The sequence below is a fragment of the Candidatus Phytoplasma pini genome (assembly GCF_007821455.1).
GTDB classification, from domain to species: Bacteria; Bacillota_I; Bacilli_A; order Acholeplasmatales; family Acholeplasmataceae; genus Phytoplasma; species Phytoplasma pini.
This window is the reverse complement of record NZ_VIAE01000007.1, coordinates 1-26,942: the sequence shown is the minus strand read 5'-3', so window position 1 is coordinate 26,942 and position 26,942 is coordinate 1. Positions and strand designations below refer to the sequence as shown.

General features: G+C 21.9%; 21 protein-coding genes. 18 read left to right on the top strand and 3 right to left on the bottom strand.

Annotation, left to right across the window (positions count from 1 at the left end):
• The 7 genes from MDPP_RS01600 to MDPP_RS01570 all read left to right on the top strand — a co-directional run.
• Positions 1-996 (top strand): AAA family ATPase (locus tag MDPP_RS01600; RefSeq protein WP_144658483.1); only part of this gene is annotated, 996 nt, incomplete at its 5' end.
• 1,733 nt (positions 997-2,729) lie between these two features.
• On the top strand, positions 2,730-3,596 hold the full coding sequence (gene fba, locus MDPP_RS01595; RefSeq protein ID WP_144658482.1) for a class II fructose-1,6-bisphosphate aldolase: 867 nt from the start codon (positions 2,730-2,732) through the stop codon (positions 3,594-3,596).
• Between the two features lie 18 nt (positions 3,597-3,614).
• A complete protein-coding gene (locus MDPP_RS01590; protein ID WP_144658481.1) occupies positions 3,615-4,580 on the top strand; it encodes an ATP-dependent 6-phosphofructokinase in 966 nt (321 codons plus the stop codon).
• A gap of 58 nt (positions 4,581-4,638) precedes the next feature.
• Entirely contained in the window at positions 4,639-6,090 is a 1,452-nt protein-coding gene (locus MDPP_RS01585; protein ID WP_144658480.1) for an MATE family efflux transporter, read from the top strand.
• A gap of 475 nt (positions 6,091-6,565) precedes the next feature.
• The gene (locus MDPP_RS01580; RefSeq protein ID WP_144658479.1) at positions 6,566-7,780 is read left to right on the top strand and encodes a phosphoglycerate kinase; all 1,215 of its coding nucleotides are present in this window, start codon (positions 6,566-6,568) and stop codon (positions 7,778-7,780) included.
• Between the two features lie 18 nt (positions 7,781-7,798).
• Complete coding sequence (gap, locus tag MDPP_RS01575) at positions 7,799-8,806, top strand: type I glyceraldehyde-3-phosphate dehydrogenase (protein ID WP_144658478.1); 1,008 nt, start codon at positions 7,799-7,801, stop codon at positions 8,804-8,806.
• Between the two features lie 53 nt (positions 8,807-8,859).
• Positions 8,860-10,149, top strand: a complete 1,290-nt coding sequence (locus tag MDPP_RS01570) for a glucose-6-phosphate isomerase (protein WP_144658477.1) — start codon at positions 8,860-8,862, stop codon at positions 10,147-10,149.
• A 597-nt stretch (positions 10,150-10,746) separates the two neighbouring features.
• Here MDPP_RS01570 and MDPP_RS01565 read toward each other — a convergent pair.
• Positions 10,747-11,142: a hypothetical protein gene (locus tag MDPP_RS01565; protein ID WP_144658476.1), complete on the bottom strand. Its 396-nt coding sequence runs from the start codon at positions 11,140-11,142 to the stop codon at positions 10,747-10,749.
• A 798-nt stretch (positions 11,143-11,940) separates the two neighbouring features.
• Here MDPP_RS01565 and tig point away from each other — a divergent pair.
• The 11 genes from tig to MDPP_RS01510 all read left to right on the top strand — a co-directional run bounded on the left by tig (position 11,941) and on the right by MDPP_RS01510 (position 24,216).
• Entirely contained in the window at positions 11,941-13,272 is a 1,332-nt protein-coding gene (gene tig / locus MDPP_RS01560) for a trigger factor (protein WP_144658475.1), read from the top strand.
• 149 nt (positions 13,273-13,421) lie between these two features.
• Complete coding sequence (gene lon / locus MDPP_RS01555; RefSeq protein WP_144658474.1) at positions 13,422-15,770, top strand: endopeptidase La; 2,349 nt, start codon at positions 13,422-13,424, stop codon at positions 15,768-15,770.
• Positions 15,771-15,801: 31 nt separating this feature from the next.
• Entirely contained in the window at positions 15,802-16,014 is a 213-nt protein-coding gene (locus MDPP_RS01550; RefSeq protein ID WP_144658473.1) for a hypothetical protein, read from the top strand.
• Between the two features lie 351 nt (positions 16,015-16,365).
• The gene (gene rpsU, locus MDPP_RS01545) at positions 16,366-16,542 is read left to right on the top strand and encodes a 30S ribosomal protein S21 (RefSeq protein ID WP_144658472.1); all 177 of its coding nucleotides are present in this window, start codon (positions 16,366-16,368) and stop codon (positions 16,540-16,542) included.
• A 124-nt stretch (positions 16,543-16,666) separates the two neighbouring features.
• On the top strand, positions 16,667-17,101 hold the full coding sequence (gene ybeY / locus MDPP_RS01540) for an rRNA maturation RNase YbeY (RefSeq protein ID WP_246058877.1): 435 nt from the start codon (positions 16,667-16,669) through the stop codon (positions 17,099-17,101).
• Positions 17,102-17,137: 36 nt separating this feature from the next.
• Complete coding sequence (era, locus tag MDPP_RS01535; RefSeq protein ID WP_144658471.1) at positions 17,138-17,992, top strand: GTPase Era; 855 nt, start codon at positions 17,138-17,140, stop codon at positions 17,990-17,992.
• 71 nt (positions 17,993-18,063) lie between these two features.
• Positions 18,064-19,443, top strand: a complete 1,380-nt coding sequence (locus MDPP_RS01530) for a glycine--tRNA ligase (RefSeq protein ID WP_144658470.1) — start codon at positions 18,064-18,066, stop codon at positions 19,441-19,443.
• Positions 19,444-19,463: 20 nt separating this feature from the next.
• On the top strand, positions 19,464-21,482 hold the full coding sequence (gene dnaG, locus MDPP_RS01525; protein WP_144658469.1) for a DNA primase: 2,019 nt from the start codon (positions 19,464-19,466) through the stop codon (positions 21,480-21,482).
• 35 nt (positions 21,483-21,517) lie between these two features.
• Positions 21,518-22,771: an RNA polymerase sigma factor RpoD gene (gene rpoD, locus MDPP_RS01520; RefSeq protein WP_144658468.1), complete on the top strand. Its 1,254-nt coding sequence runs from the start codon at positions 21,518-21,520 to the stop codon at positions 22,769-22,771.
• Complete coding sequence (locus tag MDPP_RS01515) at positions 22,768-23,220, top strand: tRNA (adenine(22)-N(1))-methyltransferase TrmK (RefSeq protein ID WP_144658467.1); 453 nt, start codon at positions 22,768-22,770, stop codon at positions 23,218-23,220. Before rpoD ends, MDPP_RS01515 begins: the two co-directional genes overlap by 4 nt.
• 429 nt (positions 23,221-23,649) lie before the next feature.
• Complete coding sequence (locus MDPP_RS01510) at positions 23,650-24,216, top strand: hypothetical protein (RefSeq protein ID WP_144658466.1); 567 nt, start codon at positions 23,650-23,652, stop codon at positions 24,214-24,216.
• A gap of 277 nt (positions 24,217-24,493) precedes the next feature.
• Here the strand turns inward: MDPP_RS01510 and MDPP_RS01505 are convergent, their stop codons facing one another.
• Entirely contained in the window at positions 24,494-25,531 is a 1,038-nt protein-coding gene (locus MDPP_RS01505; protein ID WP_144658465.1) for a DUF2130 domain-containing protein, read from the bottom strand.
• A gap of 1,198 nt (positions 25,532-26,729) precedes the next feature.
• On the bottom strand, positions 26,730-26,942 hold a 213-nt coding region (locus MDPP_RS02160), incomplete at its 5' end, for a hypothetical protein (protein ID WP_186390733.1).

Here is a 26,942-nt window from a genome sequence, read left to right as displayed (position 1 = left end):
TTTATTGATGAAATTGATGTTTTAGGAGGAAAAAGAACAAATAATTCTTCTAGCGGAAACCAAGAAAAAGATCAAACTCTGAATCAACTTTTAATTGAAATGGATAGTTTTACTTCTGTAGAAGGAGTTATCGTAATTGGAGCTACTAATAGAGCGGATATATTAGATCCAGCTTTATTAAGACCAGGAAGATTTGATCGTATTTGTAAAGTTTGTCTCCCTGATGTGAAAGCAAGAGAAGCTATTTTAAAAGTACATGCACGTAATAAACAAATAGCTGAATCAGTTGATTTTGCTTCATTAGCGAAACAAACTCCTGGAATGAATGGTGCTCAATTAGAATCTGTTTTAAATGAAGCTGCTATCTTAACAGTAAGAAATAATAAAGAAGAAATTACAACCGAAGAATTAACTGAAGCAATTGATCGTGTTTTGATGGGTCCAGCTCGAAAATCAAGACAATATGACGAAGAAGAAAGAAAAATGGTAGCTTATCATGAAGCTGGGCATGCTGTTATTGGTTTAAAATTAAAATATTCTTCAAAAGTTCATAAAATAACAATTATTCCCAGAGGTGATGCTGGTGGTTATAACTTAATGTTGCCAGAAAAAGAAACTTTCTTTACTTCTAAACAAAGAATGTTAGCGAATATTATTTCTTTTTTAGGAGGCAGAGCTGCTGAAGAAATATTCTTTGATGATATTTCTAATGGTGCTTATGAAGATTTCAAACAAGCAACACAAATCGCTACTTTAATGGTTACGAAACATGGAATGAGTGATTTAGGCCCAATACAAGATTCTGAATTTTCAAATAAAGATTTAATCAACCAAGAAATTAAAAAAATCATTGATAAATGCATGCAACAAGCAAAAAAAATCATTCAAGACAACAAAGATTTATTAAACAAAATAGCTCATTTATTATTAAAAAAAGAAACTATCAATAAAGAAGAAATAGAACAAATAGAAAAAGAAAATCCAAAAAATATCTGAACCATCTAAAAAAATAAAAATGTTGAAAAGAAAGTAAAAATTTTAATTTAAAGAAAAGGATTGATTATCGATTGGTTTTTTTTATTTGAATAATCTTGTTTTAAATCCTTTGATACCAAATCTTGAGAACTCTAGTATTCTTATTGATATTGTTTGTTTTATGGATACGAACTTAATCCTTTTTAAAAATAAAATCTTTTATTTTGGTGACAATTTATTTTTTCATGTTAAAATGTGAATAATTGAGAAATAATTGAATTTTTGATTTCTAAAAAGTTTTATTTTTTAAAATAAAATTATCTTTTGAACAGTTCTGTTTTTTTAATGGTGGGTAATCATTAACCCTCGTCATGGACTGTTCATTATCTCAAATATTCTAATTTTAGTTTTCAGCAACCGACTACTTCATGGTCTCTTTATCCTTAAATTCATGAAGCTTTTAATTTCTTCATATTTAACCGCCCATGACTGGGTTAGGAATTTTTAGAAATATCCAAGTTGCTTCAAAAAATCACCTTTACTCTTAAAAGAGTTGCCTTAAGTTGAAACCTTTTTGATTTTTTCCTAGATGGATTCCACTTTATTTATTTTCAATTAAGCAACACATGATTAACTAAATATCATTTTTGGTTTGCAAACTATACGATTAGTTTAGTTGTGTATAGGTTCAAATTTTACCTCTCAAATATATATTCTTAGCCAATTTTAGGTTTTTTCATCGGTAAATCAGCTTGCGAATTCTTCTTAGCTAGTTATTTCGCCTCAAATTTCTTTTTGGTTTTTCTGTAGTCCGTTATTTTTTCGTTCAACGAACTAAGGCTAATGCTATAAGTCCTTAATCACCTTTATAGTTGTTTAGGCTATTGATATTTTAGCTCCCATATCTCAACAATAATATCTTTTTTGCTATTTTTTTATTTTTTTGTCCTAAGATTTCTAACGTTTCTTTTTGTTTTTTTAATAATTTATTGTTCGTAGTACTTTTTGTAGTTTTTAAATTCTATTGTTAAAAAAATATCAATTTTTTAGTTAAATTTAACTTATCTTATCATCAGTTTGTTTATTTTTTAATTGTAATTACGGGAATTATCATACCCCTTGTTTTTTTAAGCATATTTTTTTTAACATTAAAATTTATTCTAACATTACAAATTTTTTTAATTTTTTTGCAATATAATAAATTGGTTTTTAACAAAGATTAAGAATTTCATTTCTTATTTTTTCATTTTGGTTATCTAATAAAAAACTTGAATTTTTTCAATTTCTTGATTTAATTCATTTAAAAATTTTTGCCTCTCTTTTCGCAAAAAAAAACAACAAATGTTGTTCTAATTAAATAAATTATTTATTTTTTTAAAAAGTACAAATTTTTAAAATACTACGTATTCCCTAAATTTATATTATATTTAATTGAATAAAAAAATCTTTAATTTTTCATTAGTTTATGAATTAATAATAGAGATAATATTAAATTTTTAATCTTTGTTTGAAATATATTTTATATAATTTATATTTTTTTATATAAATAAAATTTAAAAATTATTTAAAATAAAATATGTATATAAAAAAACTACTAAAAATAAATTTATATAAAAATTTTTCTTTTGTTATGAAAAAATTAATAATTTATATTTTTTTACTTAAAAAGATATAATTATAATATTAACTGATATTATTTTTCTATATAAGATATCCAAGATGCTTATGAGCAAGATAATAAGAAAGGTTTTTGTATGTTAACTTCAGATAAAAAAGTAATTTTAAAAGCTCATCGGCAAAATTATGCGATAGTACAAGTAAATATTAATAATTTAGAATGGATCAAAGCTGCTTTGGAAACAGCAGAAGAATTTAAATCCCCTTTGATTTTAGGAGCTTCAGAAGGTGCTATTAAATATATGGGAGGTTTTAGATTAGTTGTTTCTTTGGTGAAAGAACTTGATTCTTTTTATCATATTTCTGTTCCTGTTATTTTACATTTAGATCATGGTTCTTTTGATGGAGCGTATCAAGCTTTAGGAGCCGGTTTTAATTCTATTATGTTTGATGGTAGCCATTATCCTTTTGAAGAAAATTTTCAAAAAACTAAAAAAATTGTCGAATTATGTCATGAAAATGGTGTTTTAGTTGAAGCTGAAGTAGGAAGTATCGGCGGAGAAGAAGATGGAATTATCGGGAAGGGAGCGATTGCTGATCCTAAAGAATGTCAAAAAATAGCTGATTTAGGAGTAGACTTATTAGCTACTGGTATCGGAAATTTACATGGTAAATATCCTTCAAATTGGCCAGGTTTAGATTTTAATGTTCTAAAACAAATTAGGAAATTGACAAAACAAAAAACTCCTTTAGTTTTACACGGCGGAACTAGTATTCCTGACGAGATGATAAAAAAAGCTATTTCTTTTGGTATAGTCAAAATCAATGTTAATACCGAATTTCAAATAGCTTTTGCTCAAGCTACAAGGGGATATATTGAAAAAAAAGGAGATTTGCGAAATAAAGGTTTTGATCCTAGAAAATTGTTAAAACCTGGTTATTTAGCTATCAAAGAACAAATGAGACATAAATTAAAACTTTTTAATTCTATTAATAAAGCTTAAAAAAAAAGGAGTTTAAAAATGAAAAGTAATAAAAAAATAGCTGTTTTAACTTCAGGTGGCGATGCCCCTGGAATGAATAACGCTATTAGAGCAGTTGTTTTATCAGGCATAAAAAACAATTTTGAAATTTATGGTGTTAAAGATGGTTATTTAGGATTATATGAGAATAAAATCGATATTCTAAATGTAGATAAGTTTGATCCTCGTATTGTTAATACAGGAGGAACTTGCTTAGGAACTTCTCGTTTTAAAAAATTTGCTACAAATCTTATTGTACGACAAAAATGTGCAGAAAATTTAAAAGACAAAAATATTGATAAATTAATCATTATTGGCGGAAACGGTTCTTATCATGGAGCTATGAAATTAGAAGAATTAGGAATTAAATGTATAGGTATCCCTGCAACTATTGATAATGATATTCAAGGTACAGATTTCACAATTGGATTTAGTACTGCTGTTAATAATATATTAAACACCATTGGAAAATTACGTGATACTTCTTTATCACATTGTAGATGTAGTATTTTAGAAGTAATGGGAAGAAACAAAGGAAGTTTAGCTTTATATAGCGGCATTGCAGCAGGAGTAGATTTAATAGTTACTCAAGAAAATCTTATTGAAAAAAAAATAATTTTAGATAAAGTTAAAAAAATGAAAGAAGAAAACAAAAGATATGTAATAATTGTTATTACAGAACATATTTTAGAAGTTAATTTTTTAGCTAAAGAAATTGAAAATTACAGTGGTTTTGAAACAAGGGGACAAATATTAGGACATTCACAAAGAGGAGGTTCGCCTACTCTTGAAGATTGTATTTTAGCTACTCGAATGGGAGTTTATGCAGTAGAATTGTTAAAAAAAGACATTCATAATTGCGGAGTTAGCCTTCAAAAACAAGAAATAACTCATTTAAATTTTGAAAATATTTTTAATTCTCTTTTTGTTAAAGATAAAATTTTAGATATACTAGAGAAATTATAAAAAATTCATTAAATTTATTAAGTAAAAATTTTAGAATAGGTTATAAAAATTAAATTATATGGAAATAAAAAACATTCAACGAAAATCTTATAATTTTTCGCCAAATGAAAATACTAAAAAAACAAGTTCTATTTGGAAAAACTTGATTATTCTTTCTATTCCTGTTGCGGTTTATTTATTATTCCAACATTTAGGTCAAGCAATAGATTATTTTATTATTGGAGAACCAGTTAAAAATCATGATATAGACGGTGTTTTAACTTACTTAAAACAAGTAAAAAAAGTTTTTCAAAGTATTGCTGTATCTTTAAGTGGAGCTGGAATTATATTAGTAACTCGAGAATATAAAAACAAAAACATAGAAAAAGCTAAAAATTATACTGCTTTAGCATTTTTATTTACTATTATTATTTCATCTAGTATTTTTATTATTTATTTTTTAGGTAATCTTATTACTTTGCCTGGTTTTTTTAGCGGTTTTATTTTAAATAAAGAATATAAAGAAAATCCAGATGCTTTGCTTTGTTATAATATTTCTTTATTAACTTCTTTATTTATCGCTATAAATTCTGTTTTTATCGGTTTAGAAAGGGCAAAAGATAGAAAAAAATTTGTATTATTTGTTAATATTTTAAATATTACTGTTAGGATAATACTTTCTTTTTTATACAAAGGAATTCGTGGAACAAATAATGTTTCGTTAACAGATTTAGCATTTGCTGATTTTTACTCTACTTTATTGATTTCTTTTTTAGCTTTCTTTTTTATTTTTCGTTCTAAAAATGATTTTCGAATACAATTTACAAAAATTAATATTGATAAATTTTTTTTAAAATCATTTTTTAAATTATCAAGTGTTTTAATTATTGGAAAAGCAACTTATGAAATCGGGAAACAATTAATTAATGATAAGGTTATAACTTATTATGATTTCGATCGTGGTAATGAAATATTAGGAATTGCTGGTTTAGTTGCTGTTGTAAATGGTATTTTTTATGCAATTGCACTATCTTTCGAAGATTCTCAAACAGTTATGGTTTCCCAAAATTTATCAATAAAAAAAAATAATTTAAAAACTGTTAAAATTTTTAAAATTGCTATTATTATTACTTTTATTATTGGTATTATGGGTATTTTATCTAATTATTTTTTTGGTGAAAGAATACTTAAATTTTTAAAACCAGATAAAACTTTTGCTGATGAAACAATGAAAGGATTTAAAGAAATTTTATTTTGGGAACAAATGTCTCTTTTTACTTCTGTTTTTTCTGTTTTAATTATGGGTTATATAGTAGCTTGCAAAAAAAGTGCTAATATTGTAGTAATTTTAAATATGTTAAGAATTATCTTAAGAATATCTTGTTTGTCTATATTATTTAATCATTTTGATTCAGCTCTAACTCCTTATCAACAGTTTGGTTTAAGCACAGGTATAAGCAACATTATTGTTTTATTTGTATCTATAGGGATCTTTATTATCTTTTTGAATAAAAATAAAGAAAAGAATTAAAAATTTTTTTATTTAAAAAAGAATTTTTACGAAAATTGATTATTTTAAATTTATTTTATTTTCAATTTTTTTGAATATTTTCTTGTTTTCTTTTTTTGCCATTATTCTTTTTTATAATCGATTTAAATATGATTAAATAAAAAAAATATAAGAATTAAAAAATATTTCAGTTATTTTAACAGAAAAATTAATAAATATAAACTAAATATTCAATTAAATTTTATATTATTAAAATATTAAAAAATTAATATTTTTTAACTGTTTCAGTTAAAAAATATGGTTATACAAAAAAATTTAAAATTAGGTAATTTATATAACTAAAGAGTTAAGAGATAATGGTTATTGATTAACAAATTTGTCAAAATACTAATTATATATCAAAATAATTAGGAATAATTGGTTATATAAAAAATTGATTTAATTTAGAAAAATAATAAAAAAATTTTTTTAAAAAAATAAAAGGATTTATTTATATATGATAAAAGAAACACTTACAAATTTAAATATTAAAAATATCAATAAAAAAAGAATTTTATTACGAGCTGATTTAAATGTTCCATTAGAAGAAGGAAATATTACAGATGATAGTAGAATTAAAGCAATTTTGCCTACTTTAGAATATCTTATAAAAAATCAAGGTAAAATTATTATTTTTTCTCATTTAGGAAGAGTGAAAGAACAAAAAGATAAGCAAAAATTAAGTTTAAAAAAAATATCCGAAAAATTATCTTATTATTTACAAAAAGAAGTTTTTTTTTCTCCAGACACTAGAGGAAAAGATTTAGAACAAAAAATTAATAATTTGCTTCCTGGTGAAGTTTTATTAGTAGAAAATACTCGTTTTGAGGATATTGAATCACAAAAAGAAAGCAATAATAATTCATCTTTAGCTAAATATTGGGCATATTTAGGAGATGTTTTTATTAATGATGCTTTCGGCACTTCTCATCGCGCTCATTCTTCTAATGTTGGTATCGCTACATATATTAATAAAAAATGTTTTGGTTTTTTAGTGGAAAAAGAAATAAATTTTTTGAACAAAATTATGCAAAATCCCAAAATACCATTAGTAGCTGTTTTAGGAGGTTCTAAAGTATCTGATAAAATCAAAATCATTTCTAGACTTTTAGAAAAAGTAGATTTTCTTTTGATTGGTGGCGGTATGTGTTTTACTTTTTTCAAAGCTCAAGGATTAGAAATAGGAAAAAGTTTATTTGAAGAAAATGAAATACCTTTGGTTAAAGAATTATTAAAATCTCCTAAAGGGAAAAAAATTATTTTACCTCAAGATGTTGTATGCGGAGAAGAATTTTCTGCTCAAACTAAGGATATTGTTTGTGATTACGATAAAATATCTCCTTATCTTATGGGATTAGATATTGGGCCTAAAACAGTTTCTCTCTTCAAACATTATCTTTTGATAGCTAAAACTATTGTTTGGAATGGCCCATTGGGTGTGTTTGAATTCGAAAAATTTTCTCATGGCACTTATGCTATCGCTGAAATTATAAATAATCTTTATGAAAAAGCTACTACAATTATTGGCGGAGGCGATAGTGCCGCAGCAGTAGTCAAATTTGGTTTCAAAAATAATTTTAGTCATATTTCTACAGGTGGAGGAGCTTTTTTAGAATATTTAGAAGGCAAAGAGATGCCAGGTTTAAAATGTATTGAAAAAATTGAAATTTAAACAAATGAGGATAAAAAAATGAAAAAAAGAATAGCGATTAATGGTTTTGGACGTATAGGAAAATTGTCCTTTCGTTCTATTTTTAATAATTCTGATTTAGAAATTGTTGCTATCAATGATTTATCTCAACCAGAAAGTATAGTTTATTCATTAAAATATGATAGCGCTCAAGGTTCTTATAAAAAAGACAACATTAGTTTCGAAAAAAATGCCATCATAGTAGATGAAAAGAGAATTCTTATTTTTCAAGAAAAAAATCCTCAAGATTTACCTTGGAAAGATTTAGAGATAGATATTGTTTTGGAATGTACAGGTTTTTTCACTAGTGAAGAAAAAGCTAGATTACATTTGAAATCAGGAGCAAAAAAAGTTTTAATTAGCGCACCTGCAACAGGAAATATTAAAACAATTGTTTATAATGTCAACGATAATATTTTAACAAAAGAAGATAAAATCATCAGTGGCGCTTCTTGTACAACCAATTGTTTAGCCCCTATTGTAAAAGTTTTACATGATAATTTCGGTATTAATCAAGCTTTTATGACTACTGTTCATAGTTATACTAATGATCAGTCAATTGTAGATCAAAATCATTCTAAAGGCATTTGGTCTAGAAGAGGAAGGGCTGCGGCACAAAATATAGTCCCAAGCTCTACAGGCGCTGCGAAAGCGATAGGTTTAGTTATTCCTGAATTAAAAGGTAAGATAGATGGAACAGCTCTAAGAATACCTACTTTAACAGGTTCTTTAGTTGATTTAACAGTGGAATTAAATCAAGAGGCAACACATGAAATGATAAATAATGTGATAAAACAAAATGCTAATGAAACATTAGCTTATATTGATGATCCTATCGTTTCATCTGATATTATAGGTTCTAATTATGGTTCTTTATATGATGCTAATACTTTACAAATTTTAAAAGAAAAACCCCGTTTTATTAAATTAATTTCTTGGTATGATAATGAAATGAGTTATGTAAATCAATTAGTTAGATTACTCAAAAAAATAATATTTATGATTTAGTTTAATAATTTGTTCCAATTTTGTTTTAAATTTTTCAAAAAGGAGATAAAAAAATGGCTTTAAGATTAAATTTCAAAGGGATAAATGATTTTTTGAACTGGGAAGAATCAATCAAAAAAATACAACCAAAAGTAAAATCTATACATAAAAAATTACATGAAGAATCAGAATTAGAAAAAGAATATTTAGGGTGGTTAAAATTGCCTTTATTAAATTCTGAAAAGAAAAAAGAAATAGAAAAAATAAAACAATTAAAAAAAAAAAAACAAGATTTAAATGTTTTAGTTGTTATAGGTATCGGTGGTTCTTATTTAGGGACTAAATCAGGAATAGATTTTCTCCAAAATCCATTTGTTTCTAAAAAAACAGAAATTATTTTCGCGGGTAATAATGTTTCTGGTAATTATTTAACTAATTTAATCAAATATTTAAAGAATAAAAAATGGGCTATTAATATTATTTCGAAATCAGGTACAACTTTAGAACCAGCTTTAACTTTTAGGATCTTAAAAAAAGAGCTTGAAGAACAATATGGTAAAGAAAAAGCTCGAGAAAATATTTTTGTTACAACAGATTCAAATAAAGGTCTTTTATTGAGTATTGCTAAAAAAGAAGGTTATGAAAGATTTGTTATTCCTGATTCTGTCGGAGGACGTTATAGTGTTTTAACTGCCGTAGGACTTTTACCTTTTGTTTTTGCTGATTTAGATATTGATAGTATGTTAAAAGGTTCTTATGTAGCTTATCAAGATACTCTTTCGGAATATATACAAGAAAATCCAGCATATCAATATGCTGTTGCTCGTTATTTAATACATACTCAGTTACATAAAAAAGTAGAATTAATTGTTAGTTACGAACCACATTTATGTTCTTTCGGCGAATGGTGGAAGCAATTGTTTGCTGAAAGCGAAGGAAAAGAAAATAAAGGTCTCTTTGTGAGTTCTATGAATAACTCAACAGATCTTCATTCATTAGGTCAATTTGTTCAGGAAGGTTCTAAAATTCTTTTTGAAACTATTTTAAATATAACTATAAAAAAAGATGATTGTTTAGTTCCTAAAATAAATAATGATTTAGATAATCTTAATTATCTATCTGGAAAAACTTTTTCCGAGATTAATCAAAAAATTCTTCAAGCAACTAAACAAGCACATATAGAAGGTCAAGTTCCTAATTTAGAAATTATTATTAATAATCTAGATGCATATCATTTTGGTTATTTAGTGTTTTTTTTTGAAAAAGCTTGTTCTATGTCTGGTTATCTCTTGGGAATTAATCCTTTTAATCAACCAGGGGTAGAAATTTATAAAAAAAGGATGTTTTCTCTTTTATCTTCTTAATATAAATTATTATAAAATTATATATAGTTAAATTTATATTTTAAATGTTTAATTTTTTAAATTCTTTTTCTAATTTTTTTATTTCTAGATTTTTGTGACTATTTTTTTTCTTTAGAATATAAAATGTCTTGTTTTTTGAATTTTTATTTTTAATTTATTAATTTCTTTTTTTAGTTTAATTGAGCTGTTCCATTTTTTGTACACTTTTTTATTTTAAAATGACTCTTTAAGATCTAAAATTAAGTTGATAATTCTATATCTTTTCAAAATAACAAGTATTTTGATTAGATTTAAAATTGTCTAATTTTTTTTCATATGAAAAAAAATAAATAATATTTTATATAAAAAAAGATCTCTTTAAAAGAGATCTTTTTGTTAATTTAATTTACTATTTTCTGTTTATAAAAATAAAATATAATAAAGTTTATTACTATTTTCTAAAAAATAAAATATTTTTAGATATTAAAAAATTTCTTTATTAAAAAATTAATAACATTTAACTTAAATCAAATTATTTTAATATTTAATGTTTTTGATTAATTATTTTGTTATAATCAAAAACTTTTTTATTATTCTTCATTTTAATTTATTTTCTAATTAATTTTCTAGATAAGTATCTAATTCAGTTTTTATTTCATCTATCGTATTATCTTTTTGTGATTTTTCATTTTTTCTTGAAGAAAAAATCTTATGAAGGAATTCTTTAATTCTTAATTTTGTTTTTTTTTCTATTTCTTTTTTTTCTAATTTGATTTTTTCTTCTATCGTTTGTAATGACAAACTTCTTTTGGAAAGACAATCTATACTACAATTACCTATGGTACTAATTTTATCTTCTTCAAAGATTCTTTTATTTGATTCTGATATTCCTTCTTCTTTGAATAATTTTTCTAATGAAGATGAAGATAAATTGTCAGATAAATAATTATCTATATCTAATTTTTTTTCTATTATTTCATCATTTGTAAAATCATCTAAAGATTCGTTTTTCAATTCTCCTTTTAGGATATTATCAGCTTTAGGTGTATCATTACTGAATATATAAATAAATGTAAAAAGTAATCCTGAAAACAAAATTATAAAGCTAAAAATTTTGAAAATAATTTTGTATTTATAATTCTTTTTGCAATTTTGATTAATAAATTATTCCTCTTTTAATTTTTTTTATTTATTTTTTAATTTTTAAATTTATTTAAAATTTTTCATTTTTCAAATTTTTATTTTTATATTTTTATTTATTTTCAATTTTTAATTTTTAATTTTCAATTTTTAATTTTCAATTATTTTTAATTTAATATATTTTATATTATTTTGATAATAAAAATTTAAATAAAACCTAATTTACAATTAAAATCAATTAATTAAAACATGTAATTTTTAAAAAAAATTACACCAAACAATATTATACATTTTTTTAATTAAAATATTTTTTTTAATTAGGACGAATGTAATTTTAATTCTTTTATATTTTTTATATAATATTGATTATTTTAATAATTAATAAATGATGGACTATTATATTTATAATTATTTGGATATTTTTTATTTTGATTATGTTTAAAAATTTCTTTATTGATTGCATTAATTAAAATATATTATAATATAATTTTTATATAAGTTTTTTAAAATATTTTCTATATTAATAGAATTAAAATTTATAGGAAAGCAATATTTTTTAAATATAAATATAATTTATAATTTGAATTTCATAAATAATATGTTATATTTTATTATTTTAAAATCAATTTAATATATATATTATAAGAAAAGATATTGTAGGTAAAAAATAAAATGAAAATTAATAAAATAAATGATGAATTAGTACAATATCATTTTGAAATAAGTGCTAATGAATTTGAAATTTTTACTAAAGAAACTTTTGAAAAAGTTAAGCCAAATATAAACATTAAGGGTTTTCGTAAAGGTTTTGTTACAAGAGAACTTTTTGAGAAACATTTCGGAGTTCAAACTTTATATAAATATGCTTTCGACGATATAATTCAAGAAAAATTAAAAAAAATATTAACAAATAAAGATATTTCGGTCATTGGAGAACCTAAAATTATTGATTTTAAAATTCAAGATTTAAATAATTTAAGTAAAAATAAACCTCTTAATTTTGGTATTGAATTCATGTTAAAACCAATTGTTAATTTATGTTCTTATAAAGGAATAAAATTAAATAAAAAAGATAATAATGTAACAGAAACAGAAGTTAAAGAAGAAATAAATTTATTTTTGCAGAACAAAATTGGTTTTGAAAAAAAATCTAATAATGAAAAATTAGAAAAAGGAGATGTTGCATTTTTGGATTTTGAAGGTTTTTTGAATGGTGAATCTTTAGAAGAATTAAAAATAAAAAATTATAATTTAGAAATAGGTTCAAGTAATTTTATAAAAGGATTCGAAGAACAAATCATAGGAATGATTCCAGGAGAAAAGAAAAAAATTGAAATTGTTTTTCCGAAAGATTATTATCATGAAAAATTATCTAATAAAAAAGTTGTATTTGAAATTATTTTACATGAAATAAAAACTAAACCCAAAAATATCATATTAAATGATGAATTTATTAAAAAAATAAATTTTGCTAATATTCAAACAATTAAAGAACTCCATGAAAAGATTAAAAAAGAATTAGAATTTAAAAAAAATGTTAAAATAAGAGATGAGAATGTATTAGAGATTTTAAATTTTTTAATTAAAAATTCTAATTTAAGAATACCTCAAAAATTAATTACACAAGAAATAGAAAAATTACAAAAGGAATCAGAAAATCAAATTAAATCTCAAAATTTGAGTTTTCAACAATATTTAAAATTATCGTCTTTGAACGAAGATCAATACAATCAAAAAATAAGTAATGAAGCTTCAAGAAATATTCAGATATATTTTTTATTAGAAGAAATTGCAAAAAAAGAAAATATATATCTATATGAACAAGAAATAGAAAAAGGTTATCAAGAAATATCCAAAAATTATCATTTGAATATTGATCAAATAAAAAAAGATGTTACTTTAACCTATAATATTAAAATTTTTTTATTACAAAATAAAATTATTGATTTCTTATTATCTAATGCTTTATTCAAAGAAGAAGAAAATCAAAACAAATCTTATTAAAATAAATATGATTTTATAAGGTTAATTTATTTATAAAAATTTATAAAAACATTTATTGACAATATATTTTTGAATTTTTTAAAAATAAAATTCTTGAATTTAAAAATTAAAATAATAAGAATAATAAATAAAGGATATAAAAATACATAATGACAATTAATGATAAAGAAAAAAAAATAGAAGAAAATATTCCTATTGAATTACCCTCTATTATTGTAAGAGATATTGTTCCTTTTCCCTTCAATGATATCAGAATTGAAGTAAGCCGTTTTTGTGAAATTAACTCTTTAAAATATACCGAAGTAAATAATTATCCTTATGTAATAATTTTATTGCAAAAAAAATTTTTACAAGAAGTACCTAAGATATCTGATATAGAAAAATATGGTGTTTTAGCAAAAATTTTAACTTCTGTTAAAATAAATGATGACATTTATAAAGTAAAATTACGTATTATAAAAAGAATAAAAGTAAAACAAATATCTAAAAAAAATGATTTGTATATAACTAAATATGATAATGTACCAATTATTTTTGGTGATCCGCAAGAAGAAAAAGCTTTAATTAAATTAATTATGCAACAAATTGCTAATTATATGAATCAAATTTTATTGATTTCTGAAAGTTCTTTTTTATCACAAGTACAAAATGGTATAACGACAGAAAAAGCAGCTGATTTAATTATTTTTGCTCTTAAAATAGAAGAAAAACAAAAATATAAATATTTAAAAGAAACTCATTTAAACAAAAGATTAATGTATATTTTACAAGATATTCAAATAAAATTGAATTTTATCGAATTAGAAAACAAAATTAATGCTGCAGTTAAAAATTCTATTGATGAAAATCAAAAAGAATTTTATTTAAGAGAAAAAATGTACGCTATACAAAATGAATTAGGCGATAAAGTCAAAAAAGAAGAAGAAATAGAAGAGTTAAGAAAAAAAATTAAGAATTCGCATATGCCTAAAAATATTAAAGAAAAGGCTTTGCGCGAACTTATTCGTTATCAATCCATGTCTTCAACAATTGCTGATTCTTATGTAGTGCGTAATTATTTAGATTTTTTAATATCATTGCCATGGGAAAAAACAAGTAAAGATGTTAATGATTTAACAAAAATTCAAAAAGTTTTAGAAAAAAATCATTATGGTTTAGAAAAAGCTAAAGAACGTATTTTAGAATATGCAGCTGTGAAGATAATGACACAAAAAAATCCTCAAACAATTTTATGTTTAGTAGGACCTCCAGGCGTAGGCAAAACTACTTTAGCTATTTCTATAGCAGAAGCTTTAGGTCGAAAATTTGTAAAACAATCATTAGGCGGTTTACAAGATGAAAGCGAAATTAAAGGCCATAGAAGAACTTATGTAGGAGCAATGCCGGGTCGTATTCTAAGCGGAATAAAAGACTGTGGAGTGATTAATCCTGTTTTTTTATTAGATGAAATAGATAAACTTGTTTCTAATTATCAACACGATCCAGCTTCTTCTTTGTTAGAAGTTTTAGATCCTAAACAAAATAAAACTTTTTTAGATCTTTATTTATCTGAACCTTTTGATTTGTCAAAAGTTGTATTTATCACAACTGCTAATGATTTAAGCGACTTAACAGAACCATTAAAAGATCGTTTAGAAATTATAGAATTAAGTTCATATACAGAACAAGATAAACTCGCTATCGCAAAAGAATATTTATTATCAAAACAATTAAAAGAACATGGTATTACAGAAAAAAATTTTTCTATCGATGAACAAACTTTGCTTTATATCATTAGACATTATACAAAAGAATCAGGAGTTAGAAATTTAAATAAAAGAATAGCTACTTTAATTCGTAAAACAATCAAAGAAATTTTAATAAATAAAACGGAAAAAGTTCAAATAACAAAAGAAAATATAGAAAGTTTTTTAGGAAAAGTATTATACGAAGAATTATCAATTAATAACAAAGATCAAATTGGTTTCGTGAATGGATTAGCTTATACTTCTTATGGTGGAAGTGTTTTACCTATCGAGGTTACTTGTTATAAGGGTACCGGTAAACTAGTTTTAACAGGTCGTTTAGGAAAAGTTATTGAAGAAAGTGCTATTACAGCTTTTAGTTTTTTAAAATCAAATGCTAAAAATTTAGAAATTGATTTTGATATTTTTAATAATAATGATTTTCATATTCATTTTTTAGAAGGTGCTATCCCAAAAGATGGTCCTTCAGCAGGAGTAACAATTGCTACATCGATTTATTCAGTTATTAAAAAGAAATTAGTTAAAAAAAATATAGGAATGACAGGAGAAATCACATTAGGAGGATTTGTTTTACCTATAGGAGGACTAAAAGAAAAAGCTATTGCTGCCAATAGAAGCGGTTTAAATACTATTTTTATTCCTAAAGATAATTTGAAAGATGTCGAAGATATTCCAAAAGAAGTAAGAGAAAAATTAGAAATTATTGCTGTCGAGGTAGCTAGTGATATTTTCGCCAAAGCTCTTATTATTTGAGAAAATTAAAAAAAAGAGTAGCATAAAATTTATGATGATTAATTTTTTTTGGGTTAGCTGTATTTTTATTGTTTTAGTTGTTCTTTTTGTTTCGGAAAAAAATATTATAGATCTTTTTGCAGAACAATATAATACTATAACAATATCTAAAGATGAATTCTTTTTAAATTTTTTTATGTTTATTTTAATATCTTATTTTTTTATTTTTACTTATCATAATATTTATCGTATATTTCATTCATAATTATTTTTTTGTAAAGAATAAAAAAATTTATGAAATAGGAAATATTATTTTTAATTAAATACAATTTTTAAAATTGTATTTAATTTTATGTTATAATTATTGTAAATAACATAATTTTTTATTTATTGAGACTATATAAATAGTAAAAATAGTAAATGAATAACATTAAATATAAAATAAGAACTTAAATCCTTAGCTTATAATTTGTAATTAAGTATATAATTTATATGATTTTATGTTTATTTTTTTATTTCTAAATTTAAAAAATTAATAAAAGAATTTTTTTAATTATTTATTTTACGTTTATTTTAATAAATAAATGATTTATATTTTTTAAAAAAGGAGAATTGAATGACTAAAATTTTTGTTGCCGAAGAAGAAAATATTGATGAAGCTTTAAGACGTTTTAAACGTGATCTTTCAAAATCAGGGACAATTGCGCAAGCACGTAAGAAAGAATATTACGTTAAACCTGGAATAGAAAGAAAAAATCGCAAAAAAAATTTAAAATATTACAAAAAATATTAATTTTAATAAAAAATATATAATCTAAAGTCACCTATTTTTAATTTCTTATTAAAAGGTGCCTTTTTTTTGTTTTTTAGATTTTTTTATATAAAGAAATTTTAAATAAGGTATTTATTTATTATTAATGATGATTATTAAAATATATAATAGAACTAAATTTAATATTTTTGACTTGAAAAGAATTTTAGTTAAAATTTTTTTATTTCTAGAAGAAAAAAAAAAAATCAATATTATTTTTATAAATAATAAAATGATAAAAAAAATGAATTTTTATTATCGTAAAAAAGATTATCCTACAGATATTTTATCTTTTGAAAATCCTATTATTAATAACGTTTTTTTAGGAGATATTTTTATTTCTTTAGAAAAAGTACAAGAACAATTTAAAAATTATAATCATACATTCGAAAAAGAAATTGTTTTTTTAGCTTTGCATGGTTATCTTCATTTAAAAGGTTATAAAGACAATACATCAAAATCTTTGCAACAAATGATTGAAATTCAAGAATATATTTTGCAAAAATACAAATTACTATTTAAAAATAAAAATTTTATTTAATGTGTTTGGTTTTTTTCTAAACAAGGAGTTTGTTTGATGGCTTTATTTAAATCAGGTTTTATTACAATGATAGGAAAAACAAATGTAGGTAAATCAACTTTATTTAATATGTTAATGAATCAAAAAATTTCTATTACCAGCTCTAAATCACAAACTACTGATAAACAAATTATGGGTATTTATAATGAAAAAGATTTTCAATTAATTTTTGTAGATAATCCAGGTTTTTATACAAATGATAAAATATCAATATACAAAATAGATTCTATAGCATTAAATAATTTAAAAGAAATGGATGTTGTTTTATTTGTTGTAGATAAAGAATGCGGAATAGTAGAAAAAAATATTTTAAATATAATTAAAAAATATAATAAAAAAATAATTTTAATTATTAACAAAATAGATTTGTTAAAAAGTAAAATTTTAATCGATAGAATAATTTTAAGTTATTTAAAGTATTCCGCTTTTGAATATATTATTCCTTTATCAGCTGTTACGAATCAAAATTTAGAAATTTTTAAAAAAAAAATTTTATCTTTAATACCAGAAGGGCCTCTTTATTATCCTAAAAATATAATAACCAATTTAAGTGAAGAAGATTTAATGATTGATTTAATAAGAGAAAAAATTCTTTTTTATATTCATAAAGAAATTCCTTATATTTGTTCTATTTCTATTGAAAATATTGTCGAAAAAAAAGAGATCGGTTTAAAAGAAGTTTCTGTTGTTATTTTTGTTCTTAAGAGAAGTCAAAAAAAAATTTTAATTGGTAAAAATGGTTTTAAATTAAAAAAAATAGGCATTGCTGCTAGAAAAGATATTAATCAAATTTTAAAAAAACGCATTTATTTAGAATTATGGGTAAAAATAGATAATAAAAATTCTAATTAGGATTTTTTTGTTATGAGATTCAATAAGATAATTTTTTTAAAATTCTAAAATAATGAAATGGTTAAATATTGATGAAAAAAGTTAAAAATCATTCTTTATCTTTAAAAGAAATAATAAATTTTTCTAAAATCACCGGTTTTGTTTTTCCAGGTAGCGAGATTTATGGTGGTTTATCGAATAGTTTTGATTATGGTCCTTTAGGTTTTTTATTAAAACAAAATATTAAAAAAGCTTGGATACAAAAATTCTTTCAAGAATATGAAAATAATGTTTTAATAGATAGTTCTATTATATTGAATTCTCAAGTATGGAAAGCATCAGGCCATTTATCTTCTTTCATTGATCTTCTAGTTGAAAATAAAGATACTAATAAACGATATAGAGTCGATGAATTAATTAATCAGCATGACCCTAAATTAAAAATTCATGATTGGGATTTTCAACAAATGACTGAATATCTTATCAAGAACAAAATTTTAGGCACTCGAAACTGGTCTAAAGTTAGAGAATTTAATTTATTATTTCAAACACAACAAGGAATAGTATTCGAAAATTCTCGTCCTTTATATTTAAGACCAGAAACTTGTCAAGGTATTTTTATTAATTTTAAAAATATTGTTAGTTCTACACGTAAAAAAATTCCTTTCGGAATAGGACAAATCGGAAAATCTTTTAGAAACGAAATTACCCCAGGCAATTTTATTTTTAGAACTCGTGAATTTGAACAAATGGAATTAGAATTTTTTTGTAAACCAGAAACACATCAAAAATGGTTTGATTTTTGGAAAAAGTATGTTTATAATTTTCTTTTACAACTAGGCTTACATGAAGAAAATTTAAAATGGGAAGAACATGAAAAGAAAGATTTGAGTCATTATTCAGAAGCAACATCTGACATTTTATTCAATTTTCCTTGGGGTTTTAGTGAATTGTGGGGCATCGCTTCTAGAACTGATTTTGATCTTAAAAACCATCATCAACATTCTCAAAAAGATTTACAATATTTTGATGCTAAACAAAATAGAAAATATTGGCCTTTTGTAATCGAACCTTCTGTAGGAGTCGAAAGATTATTTTTAGCTTTAATTTCTGATAATTTAAAAATTGAAAAGTTAGATGATAATAGTAATAGATTTATTTTATCTCTTCATCCTTTCTTATCGCCTTATAAATTAGCTATTCTTCCGTTGAATAAAAAAGAACATCGTTTGAAAGCTAAAGAATTACAAAGGAAATTATCTCCTTTTTTAGAAATAGAATATGACGAAAGCCAAAGTATTGGCAAAAGATATAGAAGGCAAGACATGATAGGAACACCTTTTTGTTGTACAATAGATCATCAAACTTTCGAAGATGATACTGTTACTATTAGAAACAGAGATACTTTAAAACAAAATAGAATTTTAAGTAATGATATTTTAAATTTTATTCAAAAAAAAATTTTATTTTAAACAATGAGATAATTAAATAAATGAACAAAGAAAATCAAATTTCAATTCAAGATTTTAATCAACAAATATCAATTTATGAATTAATTATTATTTCCGGTATTTCTTTGAAAAAACAAGGTAAAAATTTTATTGGATTATGCCCTTTTCATAAAGAAAAAACACCTTCTTTTTCTGTTTCTCCTGAAAAAAATATTGCTTTATGTATGGCTTGTCATAAAGGCGGCGGACCTGTTAAATTTTATTCTCAATTAAAAAATATTTCTTATTCAAAAGCTATTGAAGAATTATCAAAAAAATTTAATTTAAAAATATTTTATCCTAAAAAACAAAATTTTAATAATTATTTTTATAATATTTTAAAAGAAACTCATGAATATTATCAAAAAGCTTTACAAAGTTGTTTTCGTCATGACAAACATCCGTTAAAAATTTATTTATTAAAAGAAAGAAATTTAAACCAAGAATTAATTCAAGAATTTCAATTAGGTTATGCGTATGATGATTTTTTCGCTCTCCAAAATTATTTATTAAACAAAGGTTTTAAAATTAAAGATTTATTAAATTTAGGTTTAGTTTCTCAACCAAATATTGATAAAAAAGAATATTTTGATTTTTTTCGTAATAGAATAATATTTCCTTTAACTGATTCAGAAAATAGAATAATAGGTTTCTCTGGAAGATGTTTGCCTTTAAATGATAATGAAAAATCTAAATTTCAAATAAAACAACCTAAGTATTTAATCAATAAAGATACTAATTTATTTAAAAAAAATAATTGTTTATATCGTTTTTTTGAACACCATTCGAATATTAAACAAAGTCAGGAAGTTATTTTATGTGAAGGCTTTTTTGATGTTATTTCTTTTTTTAAAGTAGGAATTAAGAATGCGGTAGCTACATTAGGAACTCAATTAAGTTTAAATCAAATAAATTTATTAAAAAAAGTTACCGATAATGCCTTAATTGCTTATGATGGTGATCAAGCTGGTAAAGCCGCTATGGAAAATATTTCTCTTATTTTGATTAAAGAAAATTTTAAAGTTAAAATAATTTTTTTTCCTAACGAAACCGATCCAGATCAATTTATTAATGAAGAAAACAACAATAATTTTAACAGTCAATTATTAAATAATTTATCACAAGATTATGTTCTACGTCGTGTAGGAAAATATTTAGAAGAATATAAAAAAGAAAACTCAAATATTGAAATTGAAGAAATAAAAAAAAAAATTAAATCTTTGCTTAAAAATCAGGATAAAATAAAAAAAGATCATTATCAAAAACAGATTTATATGTATTTTCAATTACATATTGATTTAAAAGAAAATGATCCCACAGAAGAAGAAGAAAATTTATTTTTTATAAAATCTTTGCAAAATCAAAAAAAATTTAATGTTCAAAAATATCATCATAATGATGATTATTTTTATAATTTATTTTATCCTTATCAAAAAAAAATATCTCAAAAATGTGAAATAGTAAAAAAAAAAAATATAAATATGATTATTATTAATTTATTAACTGATATTTTTTTACATAAGAATTATGTTTCTTTTATTAAAGAAGAAATTTCAAAATTTTATATTCATTCCGAAATTATAGAATTAATTTTTATAATTAAAGGTTATTATGAACGTTATCATAATAATACAAAATTTAATGAAAAAGGCATTAATATTAATCATTTTATATTAGTTTCTAAAAATTTTTTAAATAAATTTCCTAAACAAATAGATTTTTATGATTTATTTTCAGACATTAAAACAAATTGTTTATTTATCAAAGAAAAAAAAATTAAACATAGAGAAGATTTGAATATTTTTTATTTACAGTTCGAAATAAATAAAAAAAAAGAAGAAGAGAAAGAAATTCATAAGGAATTAAACAAACTTGGAGAACAAAGTAAACAAACTGAAGAGCAATTACAAATTAAAAAATTATTTCAAGAAATTTTCAAAAAACAACAAAAAATTAAAAATATTCAAGAAACAATAAAACAATTAAATCAAAAAATAAATTTGTTACTTCAAAAAGAATAATAATAAATAAGAAATTATAAAAAAGGATTATAGTGATGAATTTCAGAAAAATTTGTAAAAAATTATATAAACAACAAAATTTAAAATTGTTGGATAAAACAATAAACGATTTTTCCTTTAAAACAGTTTTAAAGAAAAAAAATATTTTTTTAAATAATTTCTATAAAAATATTAATTTTATTAATTTTGAAATAATTAAATTTATGAAAAATGATAAAAAACAAAATCAAAAAAAACTTTCCAAAAAGAAAAGTTTACTAATAGATTATGAATATTATTTCAATAAAAATAACGAAACTGAAGATATTTTAGAAGACAGTTTAAATTTAGAAAAAATTTCTAATTCTATTTTAGTAGACGATCCAGTAAAAATGTATTTAAAAGAGATTGGACAAATTCCTTTGTTGAATCACGAAGATGAACAAAAATATTCAAAAATAGTTTATGATGGAGTTAAAGCAAGAAAAATTTTGCAAAAACAGCAAAAAAAAGAAATTATTTTAACTTCGGAAGAAATCGAACAAAATCAAAAATTAGCAGAAAAAACATCTTTAGCAAAAAGTAAATTAATTGAAGCTAATTATCGCTTAGTAGTTTCAATAGCAAAGCGTTATATAGGAAGAAAAATTTTGTTTTTAGATTTAATCCAAGAAGGTAATATGGGTTTAATGAGAGCAGTAGAAAAATTTGATTACACGAAAGGTTTTAAATTTTCTACTTACGCTACTTGGTGGATTAGACAAGCAATTACAAGAGCTGTTGCTGATCAAGCTAGAACTATTCGTATTCCAGTACATATTATCGAAACTATAAATAAAATTTCTCGTTTTCGAGGAAAATTAACGCAAGATTTATCAAGAAAAGTAGAAGATAAAGAAATAGCAGAACAAATGAATATTGAAACTAAACAAATTACTGATATTCAAATGATCGAAAAAGAAACTATTTCTTTAGAATCTTCGACAAGAGACGAAGATGATTCTTCTTTAGGTGATTTCATTCAAGATCCTAATGCTATTTCGCCTCATGACTATATGTTACAAGAAATGTTAAAGACTACTTTAGAAGAATCTTTAGAAGAAACATTAACTGATAGAGAAAAACAAGTATTAAAAATGCGTTATGGTTTAATCAATAGTCGTGTTTATACTTTAGAAGAAGTAGGAAATAAATTCGGAGTAACACGAGAAAGAATACGCCAAATCGAAGCTAAAGCTTTAAGACGTCTGAGAACACCATCAAAACAAAATAAATTAAGATTATTATATAATAATCTTAATAAAAAATGAAAAGAATTAATTTCATCGTTTCTTTATTAAAAGGTTATGAAATCGTTTTAGATATTGGAACAGACCATGGATTAATTTTAAAAAAAGCTTTAGATTTAAAATATATTAAAAAAGGTATCGCAGTCGATATCAAATCTAAACCTTTATCAAGAGCACGTTTAAATTTACAAAATTATCCTGTAGATTTTTATTTAAGTAATGGTTTTGAAAATCTTCATAAAGTTTCTTTTGATATTGTATTGATTTGTGGCATGGGGCCTTATACTATTATTGATATTTTAAAAAAAGCGCCTAATACTAAAAAACCTTTTTTATTGGGTTGTCAAGGAAAAATAAATTATTTAATTAAATGGATTGAACAAAATAATTTCATTATTTTAAATTCTTATAATGTATTAGATAAATTTTCTTATAATTTTTTGGAAATTTTACAAAATTATGATAAATAGTTTGTTTCTTTCTTTTGTCTTTCTTTATAAGCAAAAAATGAGAAAGTATTTGATGTTAAATATCTTTAAATTTTATTCTAGATGATTAAAATATCAATATAAAGATAATAATTTACATTATATAATTTTTCTTAATTATTTGCTTTTCGTTTTTTTAAGAATAAAAAACTAAAAAAAATTCTTTTTTTTATTCAAAAGGAATTTTGTTAAGAAAAATTAAAAAAAGTTTTTTAATTTTAAAATTTTTTATTTTACATTAAAAATAATTAATAAATAATTCAATTTTTTTAATTTTCGAAAAAAATAATATTTTTAAATATTATTAAGATTTATTTGAACAAATTAAATAAGATTTTCGAAAAGTGATAATTTACCGTTTCTCTTTAAATAATGTATTTTCTTATTTTTTTTATGAGGGTTTATAAAGTTATGTTTAAAATTAAAAAAAATTTAAAATTAATCAATATTTTTTTATTTTATTTATTTATTTTATATTTATTATTCAACAAAAATTATTCAAAAGCGTTAGAGATTTCACGAACTGATAAAGTAAAGATAGATCAAGAAAAATTAAATTCAGAAATAACAAAATTATTTGAAGAAGATTTAGATAATTGTATATTAATTAAAAATATCGTTGCTCAAACAGAAACACAATTAGTAAACGATTTATCAGAATTATTCGAAATTAAAATTATAGGTTATAATTTTTTATATACATATATTTTAAAATCTTCTAAAAAATGGGAAATTTTAGAAAATAAAATAAAATTTATTATGCAAAAAAAAATTATTACCATTATTAAAGAATATTTTAATGATTATTCTAAATTATTGCAAGATTTTTTAATTAAACTAAAACATTTAAAATATAAATCGGTCAATAACATAATAACCGAAATAGAAATCAATGATTATTATGAATATCAAAATGATCAAACTAGAAAATTATCTGAAAATGTTATTAATTTTTTGTATTTATCTGAAGAGTTGTAAATTAATCGTAATTGATTTCTTTTTAAAAAATAAGTATATTTCTTTTTATCTAATCAAATTAAAAAATATTTTTTATTTTATATTTTATTTAAATTTTTTAATAAAATTAAGTATTTTTGTTAAAAATTTTAAAAAAAAATTTTTTTTGAAATTTTTGAATTCGATAACTGAAATTTAGGACTATTTGATTGTAATTGATATACATTTGTTTTTTTAAGTTTTTTTTATTTCTTTAATATTATTTGTTTTTTAAAAGAAAAAATAAACTTAATTTTATTCAAACAATTTGATTTATGATTTCATTAATTTTAAAATTATTGATTTTATCAATAATTTTAATAAAATGTTTTTTCAAAATAGTTTCAGTTTCTTTTTCCATTTCATTAATATTTTGCAAAATATTTTTTGCAGATTCTTTAATTTTTTGACTATTATTGAATAATTTATTTAAACTATTTTTAATTTTTTGTAAATAATTATCTAATATTTCATTTTTAATTTTTTCAAATTTATTCATAATGTTTTGCTGACTTTGGAATTTTATTTTTTGAATTCGATTATTATTGATTAATTCTTTGTATTTCATCGCTAAAGCGGTAATAATATTTAAAAAAGTAATTAAATAAGGCGGTCTTACGATATACATTTTATCGTAATCATTAACTTTTTTAATCGGTAAATCGTTATCTTGTTCCCATTCTAATTCACTAACTAAAATAGCGAATTCTAAATTTTTATTTTGACGATTAGAATCTAATCTTCTAAAATAATTAGAATTTTTATTTTTATTATTGGAGTTATTATTTTTAATTTCTGTTTTCATTTCGAGCATTACTGAGGTTAATATTTCATTTTCTAATTTATTTTTATTCAGATATACTTTATATATAAAATCTCCTTTTTTATTTTTTACTAAAATATTATCCTTGAACCAACTAATATTATCTAAAACTAAAATTTGATTATTTATTTCATTGTCGCACCATTTTTCTAAATTTTCACCTAGTAATTTGATATTGCTATTAGAACGTTCTCTTTTTAATTGAGAGATTTTATTTTCTTGATTTTGTATTTTTTTTTCATATTCTAATTCTTGTTTTTGTATTTTTATTTCTAATTGATTTGTTTCGATTTGCGCATTATATATTTTTTCACGAAATTTTTTTTCATTTTCCTGTATGATATCGCTTTGAATTATTCGACTCCAATCAATTTCACAATTTTTAAGATCTATTTTATCATTTTTATAAGCTTTTTCCTGCAAGATAAGTTCATATTTATTGTCAGGATTAATCTTTGCTTTGATTATTTTCATATTTTTAATATTATCCTATTATATTAATTAAAATTATTATATGATTTCTGTTAGACAATCGAATTCATATTTTAAATTATAATATATTTTGGTTTTTTTAAAAAATATTTTAGTTTGTGATTTATATATATATCTATATATAAATATATTTTATATCTAAATATAAGTCAGAAGAAAATCGATATTTCGACATTGCTTATATAAATTCTTTAAAATCTACATAATTATGAATTAAAATAAATCCCAAATGATTTTATAAAGAATTCTTTAAAACATATACAATATATGAACTACAAAGGTTCTAAATATTTACTTAAAGAAGATAAAGATTTTGTTATAGATGAAATGAAATGTCCTCTGCGAATAACACATGAACATAAAATAATCTATTACTTTCGCTTTATTACCCAGTAAAAAAATATATTACGATATATAATGAGAAATTGAATACAAAATAAAGAAGAAATAAAATCAAACAAAAAAGGTTTGATATTTGTGATTTAAAATATACTTCTTTAAAAATAAAAGCTAAAATATATGATTATAATTTAAAAAAAATTACTTTTGAATTATTTCGAAAACCAAATTTTTTTAATCACTTCTAAATTAGAAAGAGTAAATTATTTTGAAAATAAATTTAATAGATTCAATATACAAAATATGATTTTGGAAAAATAGATCGATAATAAGAAAAAATATTCGCAATTATCTTCTCCAATTTATTTGGACGCCAAAATGCCTTAAAACAATCATCATAAGTTGCTTCAATTTTGTAAAAAACCTAGAACGCCATATATATGTTTGGAAACTTACTTATATGACACGCGAGAGACTAATGGGTAACAAGAGGAAAAATCTAAAACGCCGCGAATTTATCACGATAAAGTTATTAAAAAAATATCTTTTGAAACTAGCGGAATATAAAAAAAAGTTTAGACGCTTTTTCAAATAAAAATCATATTTCTTTAGTTTAAAAAGATATGAAATTATCTACTTAATTTGGATTCTTAAAGAACAATGTTAGATACAAAAAAATGTCTAAAAAAAGGGGACAGTGCATTTTTAACTAATGCAGCAGTACCAGCGCCAGCGCTCAAAAGTGATTATACCAGTTTTTTTCCAACCCCACTCATTTGCTTGTGATTTTTCATAACCGATAAGCATATTTGTAGCAGTTTTAACATATTCAATAAATTTATTAAAATTGTATTTTTTCTTTGTTATCTTTTAATTTATAATGAATTTTCTCAAGTGTATAAAAATCATCAAAATTTTTAAAAATATTGAAATTATCATCATCATTATGAAAATCTTTTAATTCATGACAAATAAAAGCTAATTTAATTTGTTTCAGTTTTGCTAATCTAGATTCTTGCATCTTTGAAACAAGACGGTAGAGATGTAAATTCAT